At 51.3% G+C, this 14,846-nt stretch carries 15 protein-coding genes, 1 tRNA gene and 1 pseudogene; 8 read left to right on the forward strand and 9 right to left on the reverse strand.

Annotation, left to right across the window (positions count from 1 at the left end; translation table 11 throughout):
• Nucleotides 1–204: 204 nt before the first annotated feature.
• Nucleotides 205–1,167 carry a 23S rRNA pseudouridine(955/2504/2580) synthase RluC gene (gene rluC / locus AAH450_RS11330; RefSeq protein WP_342910290.1) on the forward strand — a complete coding sequence of 321 codons (963 nt, stop codon included), beginning with the start codon at nucleotides 205–207 and terminating at the stop codon, nucleotides 1,165–1,167.
• 205 nt (nucleotides 1,168–1,372) lie between these two features.
• On the opposite strand, the gene AAH450_RS11335 is transcribed toward rluC, so the two are convergent.
• The 4 genes from AAH450_RS11335 to AAH450_RS11350 form a co-directional block, all read right to left on the reverse strand.
• Complete coding sequence (locus tag AAH450_RS11335; RefSeq protein ID WP_342910291.1) at nucleotides 1,373–2,191, reverse strand: glycosyltransferase family 8 protein; 819 nt, start codon at nucleotides 2,189–2,191, stop codon at nucleotides 1,373–1,375.
• A gap of 18 nt (nucleotides 2,192–2,209) precedes the next feature.
• Nucleotides 2,210–3,589: a D-arabinono-1,4-lactone oxidase gene (locus AAH450_RS11340; protein ID WP_342910292.1), complete on the reverse strand. Its 1,380-nt coding sequence runs from the start codon at nucleotides 3,587–3,589 to the stop codon at nucleotides 2,210–2,212.
• Between the two features lie 163 nt (nucleotides 3,590–3,752).
• Nucleotides 3,753–4,388, reverse strand: coding sequence for a TetR/AcrR family transcriptional regulator (locus AAH450_RS11345; RefSeq protein WP_342910293.1), 636 nt, complete (start codon nucleotides 4,386–4,388; stop codon nucleotides 3,753–3,755).
• 127 nt (nucleotides 4,389–4,515) lie between these two features.
• Nucleotides 4,516–5,277: a hypothetical protein gene (locus tag AAH450_RS11350; RefSeq protein ID WP_342910294.1), complete on the reverse strand. Its 762-nt coding sequence runs from the start codon at nucleotides 5,275–5,277 to the stop codon at nucleotides 4,516–4,518.
• 430 nt (nucleotides 5,278–5,707) lie between these two features.
• On the opposite strand from AAH450_RS11350, the gene AAH450_RS11355 reads away from it, so the two are divergent.
• A complete protein-coding gene (locus AAH450_RS11355; protein ID WP_342910295.1) occupies nucleotides 5,708–6,565 on the forward strand; it encodes an SDR family oxidoreductase in 858 nt (285 codons plus the stop codon).
• Between the two features lie 703 nt (nucleotides 6,566–7,268).
• Here AAH450_RS11355 and AAH450_RS11360 read toward each other — a convergent pair.
• Both AAH450_RS11360 and AAH450_RS11365 read right to left on the reverse strand, forming a co-directional pair.
• On the reverse strand, nucleotides 7,269–7,649 hold the full coding sequence (locus tag AAH450_RS11360) for a YidB family protein (RefSeq protein ID WP_342910296.1): 381 nt from the start codon (nucleotides 7,647–7,649) through the stop codon (nucleotides 7,269–7,271).
• 26 nt (nucleotides 7,650–7,675) lie between these two features.
• Nucleotides 7,676–7,936 carry a GlsB/YeaQ/YmgE family stress response membrane protein gene (locus AAH450_RS11365; RefSeq protein ID WP_342910297.1) on the reverse strand — a complete coding sequence of 87 codons (261 nt, stop codon included), beginning with the start codon at nucleotides 7,934–7,936 and terminating at the stop codon, nucleotides 7,676–7,678.
• 174 nt (nucleotides 7,937–8,110) lie between these two features.
• Here AAH450_RS11365 and AAH450_RS11370 point away from each other — a divergent pair.
• Nucleotides 8,111–8,335: pseudogene (locus tag AAH450_RS11370) on the forward strand (LysM peptidoglycan-binding domain-containing protein); the annotation flags it as partial.
• Between the two features lie 263 nt (nucleotides 8,336–8,598).
• On the opposite strand, the gene AAH450_RS11375 reads toward AAH450_RS11370, so the two are convergent.
• From AAH450_RS11375 to AAH450_RS11385, 3 genes are all read right to left on the reverse strand, one after another.
• Nucleotides 8,599–8,674 (reverse strand) — tRNA-Asn (locus tag AAH450_RS11375).
• Nucleotides 8,675–8,775: 101 nt separating this feature from the next.
• Nucleotides 8,776–9,564, reverse strand: a complete 789-nt coding sequence (mtfA, locus tag AAH450_RS11380) for a DgsA anti-repressor MtfA (RefSeq protein WP_342910397.1) — start codon at nucleotides 9,562–9,564, stop codon at nucleotides 8,776–8,778.
• Nucleotides 9,565–9,750: 186 nt separating this feature from the next.
• Nucleotides 9,751–10,410 carry a hypothetical protein gene (locus tag AAH450_RS11385; RefSeq protein ID WP_318790672.1) on the reverse strand — a complete coding sequence of 220 codons (660 nt, stop codon included), beginning with the start codon at nucleotides 10,408–10,410 and terminating at the stop codon, nucleotides 9,751–9,753.
• Nucleotides 10,411–11,015: 605 nt separating this feature from the next.
• Between AAH450_RS11385 and AAH450_RS11390 the strand changes: the two genes are divergently transcribed.
• From AAH450_RS11390 to AAH450_RS11410, 5 genes are all read left to right on the forward strand, one after another.
• Nucleotides 11,016–11,720 carry a phosphohydrolase gene (locus AAH450_RS11390; RefSeq protein ID WP_342910298.1) on the forward strand — a complete coding sequence of 235 codons (705 nt, stop codon included), beginning with the start codon at nucleotides 11,016–11,018 and terminating at the stop codon, nucleotides 11,718–11,720.
• 73 nt (nucleotides 11,721–11,793) lie between these two features.
• Nucleotides 11,794–12,045 (forward strand): hypothetical protein, encoded by a 252-nt coding sequence (locus tag AAH450_RS11395; protein WP_342910299.1) that lies wholly within the window; start codon nucleotides 11,794–11,796, stop codon nucleotides 12,043–12,045.
• A 34-nt stretch (nucleotides 12,046–12,079) separates the two neighbouring features.
• Nucleotides 12,080–12,652 (forward strand): cupin domain-containing protein, encoded by a 573-nt coding sequence (locus tag AAH450_RS11400; protein ID WP_342910300.1) that lies wholly within the window; start codon nucleotides 12,080–12,082, stop codon nucleotides 12,650–12,652.
• A gap of 148 nt (nucleotides 12,653–12,800) precedes the next feature.
• Nucleotides 12,801–14,219, forward strand: coding sequence for a DNA cytosine methyltransferase (locus AAH450_RS11405; RefSeq protein ID WP_342910301.1), 1,419 nt, complete (start codon nucleotides 12,801–12,803; stop codon nucleotides 14,217–14,219).
• 123 nt (nucleotides 14,220–14,342) lie between these two features.
• Nucleotides 14,343–14,840, forward strand: coding sequence for a very short patch repair endonuclease (locus AAH450_RS11410; RefSeq protein ID WP_342910302.1), 498 nt, complete (start codon nucleotides 14,343–14,345; stop codon nucleotides 14,838–14,840).
• The last annotated feature ends 6 nt before the right edge of the window (nucleotides 14,841–14,846 follow it).

The raw sequence follows: 14,846 nt of genomic DNA on the forward strand, positions 1-14,846 counted from the left end.
TTCATTATTCCATTGCTAACCTTGTGATAGCAAGGTGACTTTGGTTGCTCTGTGAAGTTTATTGCCCCTTTTAAGGCGATTTGCATCGCATTTCTTCAAATTGGCCAAAAACTGGACATTAATCATCACGCAATCGAGTCACTGTCAGTTAAGCACAGAAAAAGAGGTGGCGCTATCCTGGCGCTCTATTTAGAATCGCGAACCATGAAAACCAATACTCCTGTAGTCCGAATGGTGACGATTTCTGCCGATGAGGCAGGACAGCGCATCGATAACTTTTTACGCACCCAGCTGAAAGGGGTGCCAAAAAGCATGATTTATCGCATTTTGCGTAAGGGTGAAGTGCGCGTGAATAAAGGTCGCATCAAGCCGGAATATAAGCTTGAACCCGGCGACGAAGTGCGTATTCCACCGGTTCGCGTGGCGGAGCGTGATGACGAGGCGGTTTCACCCAAGCTTGATAAAGTGGCGGCGTTAGCCCATGCCATTCTGTTTGAAGATGAGCATATTCTGGTGATGAATAAGCCCTCTGGCACCGCCGTACATGGCGGAAGCGGGTTAAGCTTCGGCGTGATTGAGGGGCTTCGTGCACTTCGTCCGGAAGCGCGCTTCCTTGAGCTTGTTCACCGTCTTGACCGTGATACCTCCGGCATTCTGCTGGTGGCTAAAAAGCGCTCGGCCCTGCGCTCGCTGCATGAACAGCTGAGAGAAAAGGGGATGCAGAAAGATTATCTGGCGCTGGTACGTGGGCAGTGGCCTTCACATATCAAAGCGGTTCAGGCCCCTTTGCTGAAGAATATTCTTCAGAGCGGCGAGCGAATTGTGCGGGTTAACAGTGAAGGTAAGCCTTCAGAAACGCGTTTTAAAGTGGAAGAGCGCTACGCCCAGGCCACCCTGGTGAAAGCCAGCCCGATTACCGGGCGCACGCACCAGATACGTGTGCATACGCTGCATGCGGGCCATCCGATTGCGTTTGACGATCGTTACGGCGAGAGGGATTTTGATGCACAACTTTCAGGCACCGGTCTGAAAAGACTGTTCCTGCATGCTGCTGCCCTGAAGTTTACTCATCCTGCTACTGGCGAAGTCATGCGGGTTGAAGCGCCACTTGATAAAGAGTTAAAGCATTGTCTTGAAGTGCTGCGCAAAACCGCTCCGGCAAAGTAACGCGCTACAGGAAGAAAACAGCGCTTCCGTCAGAGTAACAAGGCGCCAGGGTAAGCGGGCATCCGGAGGTTATACAGGGTGTGGCGGTAATCACCAGGCGCTGACGGCGGCGATAAACGCATTAATCCCCAAATGTTGGCTTTGTCGCCAACATTTGGGCAGAGCGACTGACAGTCCGGCTCCTGGCGCAACAGGGGCCTGACTGTTATTTTGCTATATCCCACCACATTTTGTTCAGTGCGTAGTATCTGTCGTTCTTATCCAGCGCCTTCTCCCAGGGCTTATCGATAATGAAATGAATGTTCTTCACCTCATCAAGATCCCACATCGCGGCATGCTGGAAAGGCAGCGTCTTCAGCGCATTGTAGATGTAGGGCAGCGGTTTCCAGCGCTGGTGGAAGAAGTCGTTCAGGAAGTCCTGCTCGGCAAACAGATAGCGTGAGAGATCGTCCAGCTCAGCCAGCTGCTGTACCATCTCTTCAAACAGAGCCTGGTCCGGCCTCAGAACCAGAAAACCACCGTTCAGATAGTTGTCCACTTCCTCCAGCTCCTGAGTGTGTTCCACACCGCGGCAGTAGCTGTAAAAGCAGTTCTCTGGCCGCCAGCTTTTGGGATAGCTCGGGATCTTATTGGGATTACAGCGGCAGGCATGGCAGGCGGCAATTTCATCTTCTGCAAGCGCCAGTTCAAACAGCTCATCCATGTTCTGCGTAACCAGCATATCGGCATCCAGAAACACAATGCGTTCAAATTCAGTCAGCTTCCAGACGGCAAGTTTGGTCCAGACTTCTGAAAAGCGGGCATTGGCGTAGTTATGCTGTAGGTTGCTGTCCGGGCTAATGGGCTGCACGTCGCGCAGCAGGCAGCCTTCCGCTTCCAGCGTCTGGCGCGCGGCTTTATCAATATTTTCCGTTACCATTACCACCAGCGGCCAGTCGCTGCCCACACGGGTTAATGATTTTTTAAGTGTCTGTACGCCGGGCAGATAGTTCGGCTGCGTCAGCAGGGTGGCCCATGCCTTCATTGGCAATCTCCTTTATAATCAGTCAAATAATGCGGCCGTAAATGCATTGTCAAATTTATGCTGGGGATCGAGCGCCGCACGCACTTCGGCAAAATCGCCCCAGTGAGGATAGAGCGCTGCCCAGTCATAGAGCGGCGCTTCAAAATATTTACCCCAGTGCGGCCTGCCGCCTTCCGCCACCAGCACCTCTTCCACTGCACGCAAGAAGTTGACTCCCTCTTCAGAGAGCGTGCCGTCTTCGGCATAGTAAACAACAAAACCAAAGTAGCAGGTTTCCTCGCCATATGACGGGCTAAGCCAGGAAGAAGAGGCACCCGTGCAGCGCAGAATAATGGGATAGTGCATGTGAGGTTGAGTATCGGCATGCCAGGCTTTAATTTTAGCAATCACCTCACCAACACGTGACAGGGGGATACCAATCTCAACATTAATTTGCGGCGTGGCAATCCCGCGGCAGAATACCTGATACACATCGCCAGTCACATCTGAAAAGTCTTTGAACCGCGTGACGGTACGGAAAGGTTTTCCCTCCTCGTCCACGATTTTGGTGTCGCTGCGCATATGCTCCAGAGTTTGCTCTATGGTCTGGTTCATCGCGTCGCTGGTCTCTTCCTGCTTAACCAGCTCGTCATTGTTATCGTGGTAGCGCTCCTCTTCTTCAGGCGTCGCTTCCCTGGCCGCCCAGACATGAACCTGATTCTCATCAGGGAACCACCAGGCCTTACTCAGCGCATAGTTGGTGTTCCAGTCAATCAGATCCTGTTCAAGCGTATCGGCGGTGACGGCAGTTTTAAAGCAGGTATAGATCAGCGAAGGTTGCGTACGCAGCGTGACCTGAGTGACCACGCCCAGCGATCCCAGGCCCAGCTGCACCGCAGCAAACCAGCGGTGGTCACGGTCGAACTCTTTAATACTGCCATCTGCCAGCACCATTCGGATGCTTAACGCCTCATCGGCAATGGAGCTTTGCTGTAAACCCTGACCGTGGGTGCCGGTCGCCAGCGCACCGGCCAGCGACTGAGAGGCGATAACACCGGGTGAAGCTGGCAGCATTCTGCCGACACCCGAAAGAATTTCATACACTTCGTGAAGAGGCGTACCGCCAGCAAAGGTGGCGCTATCATCCGTTATCGCCAGCAGCCCACGCAGGCGGCTCATATCGAGCAACGTATCGCCTCGTTCTGCCAGTTCTATCATCCGGCCCGGAGACATTTTACTGCCCATCATGCGGATTTTACCCTGACTGGAAGCAACCAGAGCCTGTAGCTCGGCTTCCGTTTCCGGCGCGCTCACCGCATTTTTGTCCCCCAGGGTGGCATTTTGCGCCCAGTTCCACACTTTGCCATCGGCATCAGTCCTGGTTTCACGAATGGGGTATCCGGTATTTTCACGCGTCATCGACGACTCCTTCCAAAAGGACAATAACAATTCAAAAAAGGGGGGAAAGCGCAGAGTTGAGCTTCTGTAGTTAGCCCTAAGCATAGATGAATCGCCCCAGAACAAAAGCTTCCGGGGCGTAAAAAGTTGTACAAGGTGTTAATGGGCTGTACAAATTACGGCATCAGACCGGACGCAGGTAGCGTAGCGTAGCGTCTACAACCAGCTGGCGGTTACGGGCGAGACTTTGCTGCTCGTTTTCATCACCGCCAAACAGGGTGTGAAAGGTATAACGATTAGCAACATTGTGCGTGCAGATACTGCTGATCAGGCGGTGGACGTCTACCGTCTCAGCTTTAGCGTCAAAAACCCCTGACTCTTTGCCACGGTGAAGAATATCCGCCAGCACATCGAGCGCACTTTGGTTCAACGTTTTGATGCGGGTTGACTGACTGATATAGCGGCCACGCATCAGGTTTTCGCTACAGACCAGGCGCATAAAGTCGGGATGCGAAATGTGATAGTCAAAGCTGGCTTCAGCCAGACGCGCCATGGCAATCACCGGCGGCATCTCTGCCAGATTAAGCCCGGTTTCATGCTGACGGATAGCCTGATAAACCTGTTCCAGCACCTCAACGTAAAGATTTTCTTTATTGCTGAAGTGATAAACCACCATGCGTTTGGTGGTTTGCGCATGGTCGGCAATCTGCTCCATCCGTGCGCCCTGTAGGCCAAACTCAGCAAACACCGCAAGCGCACCGGCAAGGATGCGTTTCTTCAACCCTTCCGGGTCGTTTTTTCTTTTGGCAGTAGCGGGCATAGCAATTGATTAATCCATCGTCTCAGGGACCCTTTACAGGGTTAACTTCCACCATATTACCACAGAAAATCTGCGGCTTCGGAGGGAAGCGAGTCAGTGAGGGATCGGATTGCCGGCAAAAATGAGGTCAGAAGTAGGGATGGGTGCCATCAATCACACTGTCGTAATGGCCCTTGATTTTCTCAGTCAGTAAGGCTTCTCCAGGCAACGCACGTCCACGAAGAATAGCTTCAGTGGTGAAGCAGAAAATCAAAATACCTTTACTGCAAAGGTTAGCCGCTTCGGTATAGCTCTCCAGCGTTTGAAAATAGTCATCGCTGCTGGTGGCTTTCTCCTGACTGGAGGTCATCACGGCCAGTAACATGCGGTAGAGGTCGATAGCGTCACCCAGCAGGGGGATCTTGCCGATAGAGAAGGCCAGGATTTTTTCGATACGAATAAAAAGCTGTTTTCTGCCAGGGGTTGAAAACAGCTCTTCTAACGTCTCCAGCCACAGAGTGAAGGTGGTGGAAAAGAGGTCGTTTTGCACCATCTCCAGGCTGGCATGTTGCCAGGAGAAAGAGGCCGCAAGGCGCGCAAACTCGTGATGATACTGCAAATAAATCTGTTCATCTTTTTCATCACTAAACGCCAGCTTATTACTCGCCAGCTCAAAGGATTGCAGCTCCTGTAGGCTTTCTGGTTCATGCCACTCAATCAGGCGGGCTTTGCGCTGCTGCAACGTTTTAAGCGCTTCAAGATCGTGAAACGTTGCCATAGCGATCTCGCTGGCCAGCAGCGCTTTATTGATTGTCTGGATAACCGCTGGGGACTGCACCACAGAGCGCTCCGCCAGCAGTTCATTGCGTCGGTTCAGGTAAGCTGCGGCAGGGCTGAGGAAATTGCTCATGGGGATTCTCGTTATCGGAGGGAGACAGGGTGCATTGAACCTGTACAGAAGCAATGAGTATGGCATAAGTTTCCCTGCGGAAAATCAGGGGGAGGCCATTTTCAGGATAATGCCAGTAATCTCAGCGTAATCAGCAGGTTAAAATGGTATTTTCGATGCACTTTCTGGTATGCCATGCCCCGCCACGCTACCGTGCCACTTTATTCTGATTGTGACGATTTCATCGAGCTTAGAGTGTGAATTTTTATTCAGGCAGTGAACAGGCACATTATAAAACGCCTTGCTGAAAAGGAGACTCAGGCTGATTACCTTGCGCTTTTATGGCGGCTGCTACACTTATTTCTACGCAGCTGATAATGATTCGGCTCTTTTCCCAGTCAAAACGCCTGACTTAGTCTGGCGTGACAGCATTGTATAAAGGAGACAGCGTATGACAGACCGTCCACAACATCCGCAGCAGGCGCAACAGCAAACCTGGCCCGGCAGTTTTCTGCAAATGCAGCCGAAGCCCGATCACGGGGAAACCAGCTACAAAGGATCTGGCCGCCTGAAAGGGAAAACAGCACTGATTACCGGCGGCGATTCCGGGATTGGTCGTGCCGTTGCTATCGCCTATGCCCGTGAAGGGGCAGACGTGGTGATCTCCTATCTGGATGAGCATGAAGATGCCAAAGATACAGCGCAGCTGGTTGAGGAAGCGGGTCAGAAGGCGCTGCTGATTGCAGGCGACGTGACCGACGCCGATCACTGCCGCAGCATTGTGGCGCAGACGGCTGAACGTTTTGGCAAAATCGATATCGTGGTCAATAACGCGGCGTATCAGATGACGCGCCATTCGCTGGATGAGATCAGCGATGATGAGTTTGATCGCACCATGAAAACCAACCTTTACGCCATGTTCCATATCTGTAAGGCGGCGGTGCCGCATATGCCCTCCGGCGGCTCGATTATCAATACTGCCTCGGTGAATGCTGACCAGCCGAAGCCTTTACTGATTGCTTATTCAGCCACGAAAGCGGCGATTGTTAACTTCTCTGGCAGCCTGGCTGCGCTGTTGGCTGAAAAAGGGATCCGCGCCAACGCTGTGGCACCCGGCCCTATCTGGACCCCGCTGATCCCGTCGACCATGCCGCCGGAAAAGGTGGAAAGCTTTGGTGAAGAGGTTCCCCTGCAACGAATGGGTCAACCTGCGGAAGTGGCACCCGCCTATGTGATGCTGGCAAGCGATGAGGCAAGCTATATCTCTGGCGCTACGGTTGCGGTTACGGGCGGCGTGGCGGTGATTTAAGCTGGCGCAAAGAACGTAAGAGAAAGGTTATCCTTTGAAACTGATTCCGCCGCTGGTCACCCATACATCTGGCGGTGACCGTATCCGGCAGTAACCGGACAAAGCAGGCTTTCCCGATTCGCGTATGGCGAAATCGGGCAAGTCTGCGGCGTATCGCCTGGGTGAACAACGGCGAACTGGCGGAAAAGCTAATTTATGAAATTGGGCAGAGTTACATATTTTTCAGCATGCAATGCCGTGCAATATAGAGAAGGGTTACAGGCTCTCGCCACAGGTAAGGTGCTGCCCGGAAGCTATGCTGTATGCCGCAGCGCGAACTGGCGCTGGATATGACAGAACAGAGAGTGGCAGGGCGGTGGGATAATCGTTGATGCTTCCAGGTTCTGGATCTGCGCAGCCAGGAATATTGGGGCTGAGTGTAAATAATGGTTATGATTTACGCTACCTTGATTCTGAGTGCCTCTATTCACTTCCTCACAACAATATCGTGAAACAGAATTGAAATCCGCTCATGCTATTTTGATGGGGTCTGGATATAACCCTGTAATCGCCAGCGTAATGCTTACCTGGTTCGCTGGAAGAATGTTTTAACACAGATAAAGCTGAGTTACAGCATCTGGAATATTATCTTAATATTATCCGTTAGTTTTAAAAGATAAAAGCCTTGTACAGAGCAGGCTTTTATCTTTTGATTAATTCAGGCTTAGTGTACTAATTGGCTCACAATAGAGGCGAGGTCTGCTTGTTTATCAACTGTGCCAGCAGGAGAGGCCTTATCAACCAGTTGAGGCAAATATTTTACCAGCAGTTCCAGCGCATCATTTGTATTGATGCCCATCCCGTTGGCTAATTGTTGAATTGAGGCTGAGTTAAACATTCTCTCCACAATATCCTTACTGAGGGCAACATTCTTTTCATCGCCCAGCCATGAGTTAACCACTTCACTAAACTCACCACTCTGGAGATGCTCCACGATAGCATGAACGCCTCCTTGCTGCTCAACCCACTCCAGCACGCCTTTGATCTCCTGACTGATTTGATCGTTAAGACCGCACATCCCCAATACTTTTTCCAGCAAACTCATACTATTACCCTTTAAAATTAATCTTTTCAGGCTTTTTTACATGCTCTGATTTTATGAATCACAAACAGGACAACAATTGACCCTGCGGTAGCAATGGCAATGCTGTAAATATTGAAACCGTTAATCTTACCAAAACCCAGGGCTGTGCTGACGACACCACCAATCAGGGCGCCGATGATGCCAAGAATGATGGTCATAATAATTCCCATATGTTCCTTGCCGGGCATAATACATCTGGCAATAACACCCGCAAGCAAACCAAATATCACCCATGACAATATACCCATCTGGTACCTTCCTCTTTTTTATAACGATGCTGTTTACTATTTATTTAATTCACGGATTAAAAGCAGGTGTATCGTACGCCACGCAGTGCCTGTCTGGCAATTAAACAAAGTAAACGTAACAAAAACAACAGAGGGTTAATTATGAGCATTCTGGATAATATTAAAAATATTGGGGATGAGTTGTTACATTCTGTAGGTAATAATGTTGAGGATGATAAAAAAACGGATCCTGCTGACGGCCGGGTTTATACCGTTAAATCGGGTGACACATTAAGCGCAATAGCTAAACAATTTTACAATGATCCTGCTGAATATATGAAAATCTTTGAAGCCAATAAAGAGACATTGAGCAGTCCGGATAAAATCGTTGCCGGTCAGGTTTTACGCATACCTGAGTAATCATTCGATAAGTAGATCCCGGCCAGCTGGAAGATTATTTCTGGCTGGCCGTTTTCTTAATCTCGTCAGCGCAGGAACAGTCATCATGTATCTGTCATTCAGAAGAGGTTACATTGTCGCCGCACAGAACGCATGAACCGATTGAAATCACAATGAAATCGGGGGAGACAGGGCGATGTAGTCAAATCAGTGGAGAAGAGGAGGAGTGACTACAGTCTGAAAGCAAAAAAGCAGACGCCTGTGGACGTCTGCTTTCTTTAATATGGCTCCTCTGACTGGACTCGAACCAGTGACATACGGATTAACAGTCCGCCGTTCTACCGACTGAACTACAGAGGAATCGGTTTCGATGGGGCGCATAATAGCGATGCTGCCCAGTGCTGTCAACAGCAAAAAACACGCTAGCTTTCAACTGGCTACGTTTGAATCAACCCGTTGTTTTAGTGAACAATCCCGCTGCCCGGCAGCCGGTTCGCACTGGCCTCACGCCGGGCAGGATCCTGACGATAAAAATGCGTAAAGCGGGCATAGAGGGCAGGGAAGCGCTCCAGCAGGATCTGGGGAGCCGTGAAAAAGTATTCTGACAGCACGGCAAAACACTCGGCGGCATCGCTGGCGGCATAGGCATCAATGCTCGCGGCATTCTCACCTACGGCATCTATCTCATCCTGAATATTCTGCATCGCCATCAGCAGATCCTGTTCCCAACCAGCCACATCCCGCAACGAAACAGAGGGAATGCCGTTAGTATGGCCGCTGCCACGGCTGTCGAGTTTATGGGCCACTTCATGCACGATCAGGTTATAGCCGGAAAGATCAAAAGAGTCCTGCACATCCAGCCAGTTCAGCACCACGGGGCCTTGCAGCCAGCTCTGGCCTGAATGCACCATACGCTCATGGTGGACCAGGCCAAACTCATCCTGCCACTCATCGTCCACCATAAAGGGAGTGGGGTAGAGCAGCACTTCATGAAAGCCATCGAGCCACTCATAGCCAAGATTCAGCACAGGCAGGCAGAAAATTAACGCCAGCCGGCAACGCTTCAGGTCATCCAGTTCAAAATCCTGCAAGGGGACCAGCCGTTTTTGCTGCAAAAAACGGGTTGCAAGGTGTATCAGAGAACGCTGCTCCGCTTCTGAAAGGGCACCCAGCAGAGGAATCGCCATGGCCTGCTGCCAGGGAAAGCTTTCACGGGCATCTTCTTCGGTTTTCCACGGCCATTTGATCATCATGCAACCCTGTTCGCTGAAGAGAACGTTACCATGCCGTAGCGCGCAGCATTGCGCAACTGCTGCTTCTGGCAGCAGTGCGCAAGCGGAAGGAGTAAAGTGGAGGCGCGCCAGCTTTAAGAAGCCTATTCAATCAGTTAATACTGCCGCTGTCTGTGACCAGGCACATAAAGTGCCCGGCAAACTTCAGATGCGCTCGAATTCAATGACCCAGACCCAGGGATTCACTTCCCAACTGGTGCCGCCATACTGAAGCGCCCACTGCTTACGATAAGCATCCTTGGAAGAGACGGCTTCACTGTGCATGGTAAAGAAGTTATTCAGAAAATGGGAGTCAGTCTGCACGCCTTCTGCAATCACATCGTCGTCGCTGATATCCTGAATTTTCTCCACCCGGATCCCTTTCACCAGCAGGTCGATGCGGCTTGCCCAACGCGGCATATGAATACCGGCCTGCCAGCCAAACTGTTCGTTTTCATCTTCTGCCGTAGAGAACTGGCTGGTATCGGAGCGATACTGACAGAACTGAGGCGTTTTAAATTGCGCGGGTGAGCGCTGGTATTCCGCCATCTGATCCGGAGCGATAACGGGACCGCGCCAGGTTTCTCTTACCCACAATTTATCGCCAGGCTGACCGTAAGGGCAATGGTAACTTAAGTTTTCCATTCCCACCACGCGGTTGCCCTGTAGGTGATTATTCAACACATCAATACCATAGCACCCCTCATGGTTGTCCTGTCCGGGACCAAAGAGTTGTGACTTCATAATGCGCCGAGTTTGGCTCTGTTGGCCTGAGAGTAGCGCTCGCACCCGTTGATCGCTAAACAAAATCGGGCGTTCTTTCATGGTTTGACCTCTGTTACTTACATGTGAAACTGCTAATCACAGCAACGCTAAAAAGACAATACAGATTAATCTGAACGTTAATCTGAAAAAAAAGATGTGCGTCAAAATTTTAGTTAATCATAAGCTGTGCTTGTAGATCTTACGGCCCGGTAAGGCTCGATTTTACTGCCAAAATAGTGGGGGGACCTTTCCGGCCCTCAACGATAAATATACCCTGAATAGTAGCGGCTTAACAAATTTGACATATGTTGCCTTTACAATCTCTTACAGTGACAGGCCTGAAGCCAGCTGCCTTTAACAGGCTGAAAAGCAGTCAGGTAAGCGATTACCGGGTGTCGGCAATTCTATCTTAATCCGGCTAAAAAAGCTGAAAGTTAATTTCACCGCGTTCATTATCTCTGTTTAACCATTTGTCCGAAAAATAATCACAAATTTTTCTATAGCAAAAGGCTGAAAACGGGGAAAATGTTGTGAATTAGTTAAAATTAAAGTTATAAACATGATGAGGATCGCATTTTGATCAAAGGTTTCATCCGGATAGCGCCCCAGTGGAAGGCCCTCAATCCACTGACATCCCGATAAGTCCAAACAATAAGGAGAAGTCTATGTCGCTTATTAACTGGCAAATGCGTTTTGAAAGCTGGCTACATGAAACCTGGCCTCAGGATGATAAAGCGCATGATGTTGCCCACTTGCGCCGTGTCTGGCAGACAGCGCAAAGGATAATGGAAGGGAGCGAGGCTGATGAGCTGGTTGTGCTCTCCGGCTGTTATTTCCACGATATTGTTAACCTGCCCAAAAACCATCCGGAACGTCATCTCGCTTCCGCGCAAGCGGCTGTGGAAACGCAGCGCATCTTGCTGGAGGTCTTCCCCGATTTCCCGGCTGAAAAGCGTGCAGCCGTTGCCCATGCCGTCCATGCCCACAGTTTTAGTGCAGGTGTAACGGCGGAAACCCTCGAGGCGAAAATCGTGCAGGATGCCGATCGGCTTGAATCCCTGGGTGCTATTGGCCTGGCACGGGTGTTTTATGTCTCTGGTGCCCTGGGCCGCTCGCTGTTCGACAGCGCCGATCCGCTGGCGCGCGAACGTCAGCTTAACGACACCGAATGGGCGCTGGACCATTTTCAGAAAAAACTGTTTACGCTGCCTGCCACGATGCAGACCGCGGAGGGCAAGCGTCTGGCCGAGCATAATGCGCGTTTCCTGGTGACCTATATGGCTAAGCTATGTGCTGAACTGAAAGGGGATTTCTGCGCGCTGGATGAAGAGGTCTTGCGGGAGTTCAGCCCGATTTCAGAGAAATATTAAATTTTTATGAACGGATAGTTAAATTGCACCAAACAGGCTAGGTTGGCTGGAACATTTTTCAGGAGAATCAACTATGACCGACACTGTAAGCCTCACCATCAAGATCGATCTCGCCTTAAAAGAAACGCTGAAATCGCTGGCCCTTGAAAATCAAATTTCGTTAAGCCAGGAAGTCTGCCAGCGTTTGCAGGAGAGTCTGACCACTCCTCCTCAGCCCTCAGCTTTGGATAGTCAGAGCAGTGAGGAAGCAGAGCTGGGGCAGCTGAATGCCAGCGAGCTGAAACAGATCCGGGCTTTGTTGAAAAAGTCTAAAAAGAAGAAGTAAACAGGCTTCACTGAATCGTGAAGGAAAAAATTATATGGCACTCCCACCAATACATCGCGTTGTTACCGGGCATGACTCCCAGGGAAAATCTATGGTTTGCAGCGAGTCGGCACCGCCCTCAGTTGTAGAGATGGAAACGATTCCGGGTTTGATTTTCCACGAAATCTGGGAAACAGCGGCAACGCCTGCACCGGTCGATAACGGCCCCGATCCCACCCTCGGCCCGGTAATGCACAATGCGCCGGTTAATGGCACCCGCATTCGTTTCGTTGATCTTCCCCCGGATGCCTCCTACCTCGGTCGGGAAGAGACGCGCATTGCCGATCTGTTTAAACAGGTTAACTATACCGAGGGGCTGACCGTTAAAGCTGATTCCCCGCACCCAATGATGCACCGCAGTGAGGCGGTTGATTACTGTATTGTTATCGAGGGTGAAATTTATATCGTGCTTGATAATACCGAGGTATTGCTCAGGCCGGGCAGTGTAGTGGTACAACGGGGCACTAATCATGCCTGGTCGAACCGTACAGAGCAGAACTGCCGGATGCTGTATGTGCAGATTGATGGCCGCTACGACCCCGCCATTGCGGCACAATTGCGTGAATAACCTGGGCTTTTGCCGGGGTGAACAATCCTGAAGTACGCCTGCGAAGATTAAAGGCGGGGAAGTTAAACGCGACAAACCCGCATTCGGCCTGGCATGGTAAGCGCGAAGTGATAAACTGCCCGCGTTTCCTTTTTGATGTCGGGTGATTATGAGCGAGTTCGAGAGCATGGCTTTGCCGACGGCAGGCCAGGCGGGCCAGCAGGCAGTGCAGAAATACAATGATGACTGCCAACTGGTGAAAAAGATTCTGGAAGTCTATGACCACAAAAGGGTGCTGGCCAGGCTACAGCAGGCCGGTCACCATCCCTGGACGCGGGAAGCCCTTAACCGCTGGCTGAAGGGTGCCGGTAGCGTAACGCCTCTGACTGAAGCGGAACATCAGGCATTGCGGAAGATGCTGCCCGAGCCGCCTGCTCATCATCCCCATTACGCCTTTCGTTTTATCGATCTGTTTGCCGGTATTGGTGGAATTCGTAGCGGCTTTGAGGCGATAGGCGGAGAGTGCGTTTTCACCAGCGAATGGAATAAATATTCGGTACGTACCTATAAAGCCAACTGGTACTGCAACCCCGATACGCATACTTTCAATCAGGATATTCGCGATGTCACGCTGAGCGCTAATCCGGCAGTCAGTGAAGAACAGGCTTATCAACATATCGATCGGCAGGTTCCTGACCATGATGTGCTGCTGGCGGGCTTCCCCTGTCAGCCCTTCTCGCTGGCGGGCGTATCGAAGAAAAATGCGCTTGGTCGGGCGCACGGCTTTGAGTGTGAAGCGCAGGGGACGCTGTTTTTTGATGTTGCGCGCATCATCACCGCCAAAAAACCGGCGATTTTTGTGCTGGAAAACGTCAAAAACCTCAAAAGCCATGATAAGGGAAAAACGTTCCGCATCATTATGGATACGCTGGATGAGCTGGGATATGACGTGGCAGATGCTGACGTCAGCGGTGCGGCAGACCCGAAGATTGTTGATGGCAAATATTTCCTGCCACAGCACAGAGAGCGCATTGTTCTGGTCGGGTTTCGCCGCGATCTGCAACTGCCAACGTTCTCTCTTAAATCCCTGGCAAGCCTCTATCCGCAGCAGCGCACACCCCTGAAAGCGCTGCTGGAACCAGAGGTTGATGCAAAATATATTCTTACCCCCACGCTGTGGAAGTACCTCTATAACTATGCCAAAAAGCACCAGGCGAAAGGCAATGGGTTTGGTTACGGACTGGTAGATCCTGAGGTAGAGAAGGGAGTAGTGCGCACCCTTTCGGCGCGCTATTACAAAGATGGATCTGAGATCCTGATCGATCGTGGATGGGATCGCCAGTTGGGCGAAGCTGACTTTGACCATGCGGAAAATCAGCAGCGACGGCCACGCCGCCTGACGCCAAGAGAGTGCGCCAGACTGATGGGGTTTGAAGCGCCCGGCGAGTATCGCTTCCGCATTCCCGTCTCGGACACCCAGTCTTACCGACAGTTTGGCAACTCGGTTGTGGTCCCGGCTTTTGCCGCAGTGGCTAAACTTCTGCAACCGTGGATTGCGAAAGCGGTGAAAGCGCGCAGCGAACCTTAGGCCTGATATGCGGGGGAGTTCTCAGGAAGAAGAACTCTCCCGGCGCATGCTGATGCTGACGAAAACAGAGCCAGCCTACAGCAGCGTTGTCTATACTTAGCCAAAGCATAAAGGATGATAACGATGGCTGACGTCCACTCTTCTGAAATCCGTAGTAAAAACATGCGCGCTATCCGTACACGTGATACCGCTATTGAAACCCGGCTGGCTGAACTGCTGACGGAGCTGGGGCTTAGCTATCGCGTGCAGGATAAAACGCTGCCCGGCCGACCTGACTTTATTCTGGAGCAATATAAAGCGATTATTTTCGTTCACGGCTGTTTCTGGCATAAGCATCATTGCCATCTGTTTAAAGTTCCCGCCACCCGCACCGCCTTCTGGCTGGGGAAAATTGAGAGTAATGTCGCCCGTGATAAGCGTTATATCGCCGAACTTACGGCGGCGGGCTGGAAAGTCCTGCTGGTATGGGAATGCGCGCTGCGGGGTAAAACACGGCTGGAAGAGGAAGCCCTCTCCAGTCGGCTGGAAGAGTGGATCTGTGCCTCCACGGGGAACGCAGAGATAGATTATCAGGGGATCAGGCAAGCTGGCGCGCCGATCTCATCGGAAGAAGATTCTTAAGGCATC

The organism is Erwinia magellanica, assembly GCF_039023495.1.
Lineage (GTDB): Bacteria > Pseudomonadota > Gammaproteobacteria > Enterobacterales > Enterobacteriaceae > Erwinia.

Bases quoted from the DNA above. Each gene is read 5' to 3' on its own strand.
- rluC (WP_342910290.1), top strand. From the start codon at position 205: ATGAAAACCAATACTCCTGTAGTCCGAATGGTGACGATTTCTGCCGAT.
- AAH450_RS11335 (WP_342910291.1), bottom strand. From the start codon at position 2,191: ATGAAGGCATGGGCCACCCTGCTGACGCAGCCGAACTATCTGCCCGGC.
- AAH450_RS11340 (WP_342910292.1), bottom strand. From the start codon at position 3,589: ATGACGCGTGAAAATACCGGATACCCCATTCGTGAAACCAGGACTGAT.
- AAH450_RS11345 (WP_342910293.1), bottom strand. From the start codon at position 4,388: ATGCCCGCTACTGCCAAAAGAAAAAACGACCCGGAAGGGTTGAAGAAA.
- AAH450_RS11350 (WP_342910294.1), bottom strand. From the start codon at position 5,277: ATGAGCAATTTCCTCAGCCCTGCCGCAGCTTACCTGAACCGACGCAAT.
- AAH450_RS11355 (WP_342910295.1), top strand. From the start codon at position 5,708: ATGACAGACCGTCCACAACATCCGCAGCAGGCGCAACAGCAAACCTGG.
- AAH450_RS11360 (WP_342910296.1), bottom strand. From the start codon at position 7,649: ATGAGTTTGCTGGAAAAAGTATTGGGGATGTGCGGTCTTAACGATCAA.
- AAH450_RS11365 (WP_342910297.1), bottom strand. From the start codon at position 7,936: ATGGGTATATTGTCATGGGTGATATTTGGTTTGCTTGCGGGTGTTATT.
- mtfA (WP_342910397.1), bottom strand. From the start codon at position 9,564: ATGATCAAATGGCCGTGGAAAACCGAAGAAGATGCCCGTGAAAGCTTT.
- AAH450_RS11385 (WP_318790672.1), bottom strand. From the start codon at position 10,410: ATGAAAGAACGCCCGATTTTGTTTAGCGATCAACGGGTGCGAGCGCTA.
- AAH450_RS11390 (WP_342910298.1), top strand. From the start codon at position 11,016: ATGTCGCTTATTAACTGGCAAATGCGTTTTGAAAGCTGGCTACATGAA.
- AAH450_RS11395 (WP_342910299.1), top strand. From the start codon at position 11,794: ATGACCGACACTGTAAGCCTCACCATCAAGATCGATCTCGCCTTAAAA.
- AAH450_RS11400 (WP_342910300.1), top strand. From the start codon at position 12,080: ATGGCACTCCCACCAATACATCGCGTTGTTACCGGGCATGACTCCCAG.
- AAH450_RS11405 (WP_342910301.1), top strand. From the start codon at position 12,801: ATGAGCGAGTTCGAGAGCATGGCTTTGCCGACGGCAGGCCAGGCGGGC.
- AAH450_RS11410 (WP_342910302.1), top strand. From the start codon at position 14,343: ATGGCTGACGTCCACTCTTCTGAAATCCGTAGTAAAAACATGCGCGCT.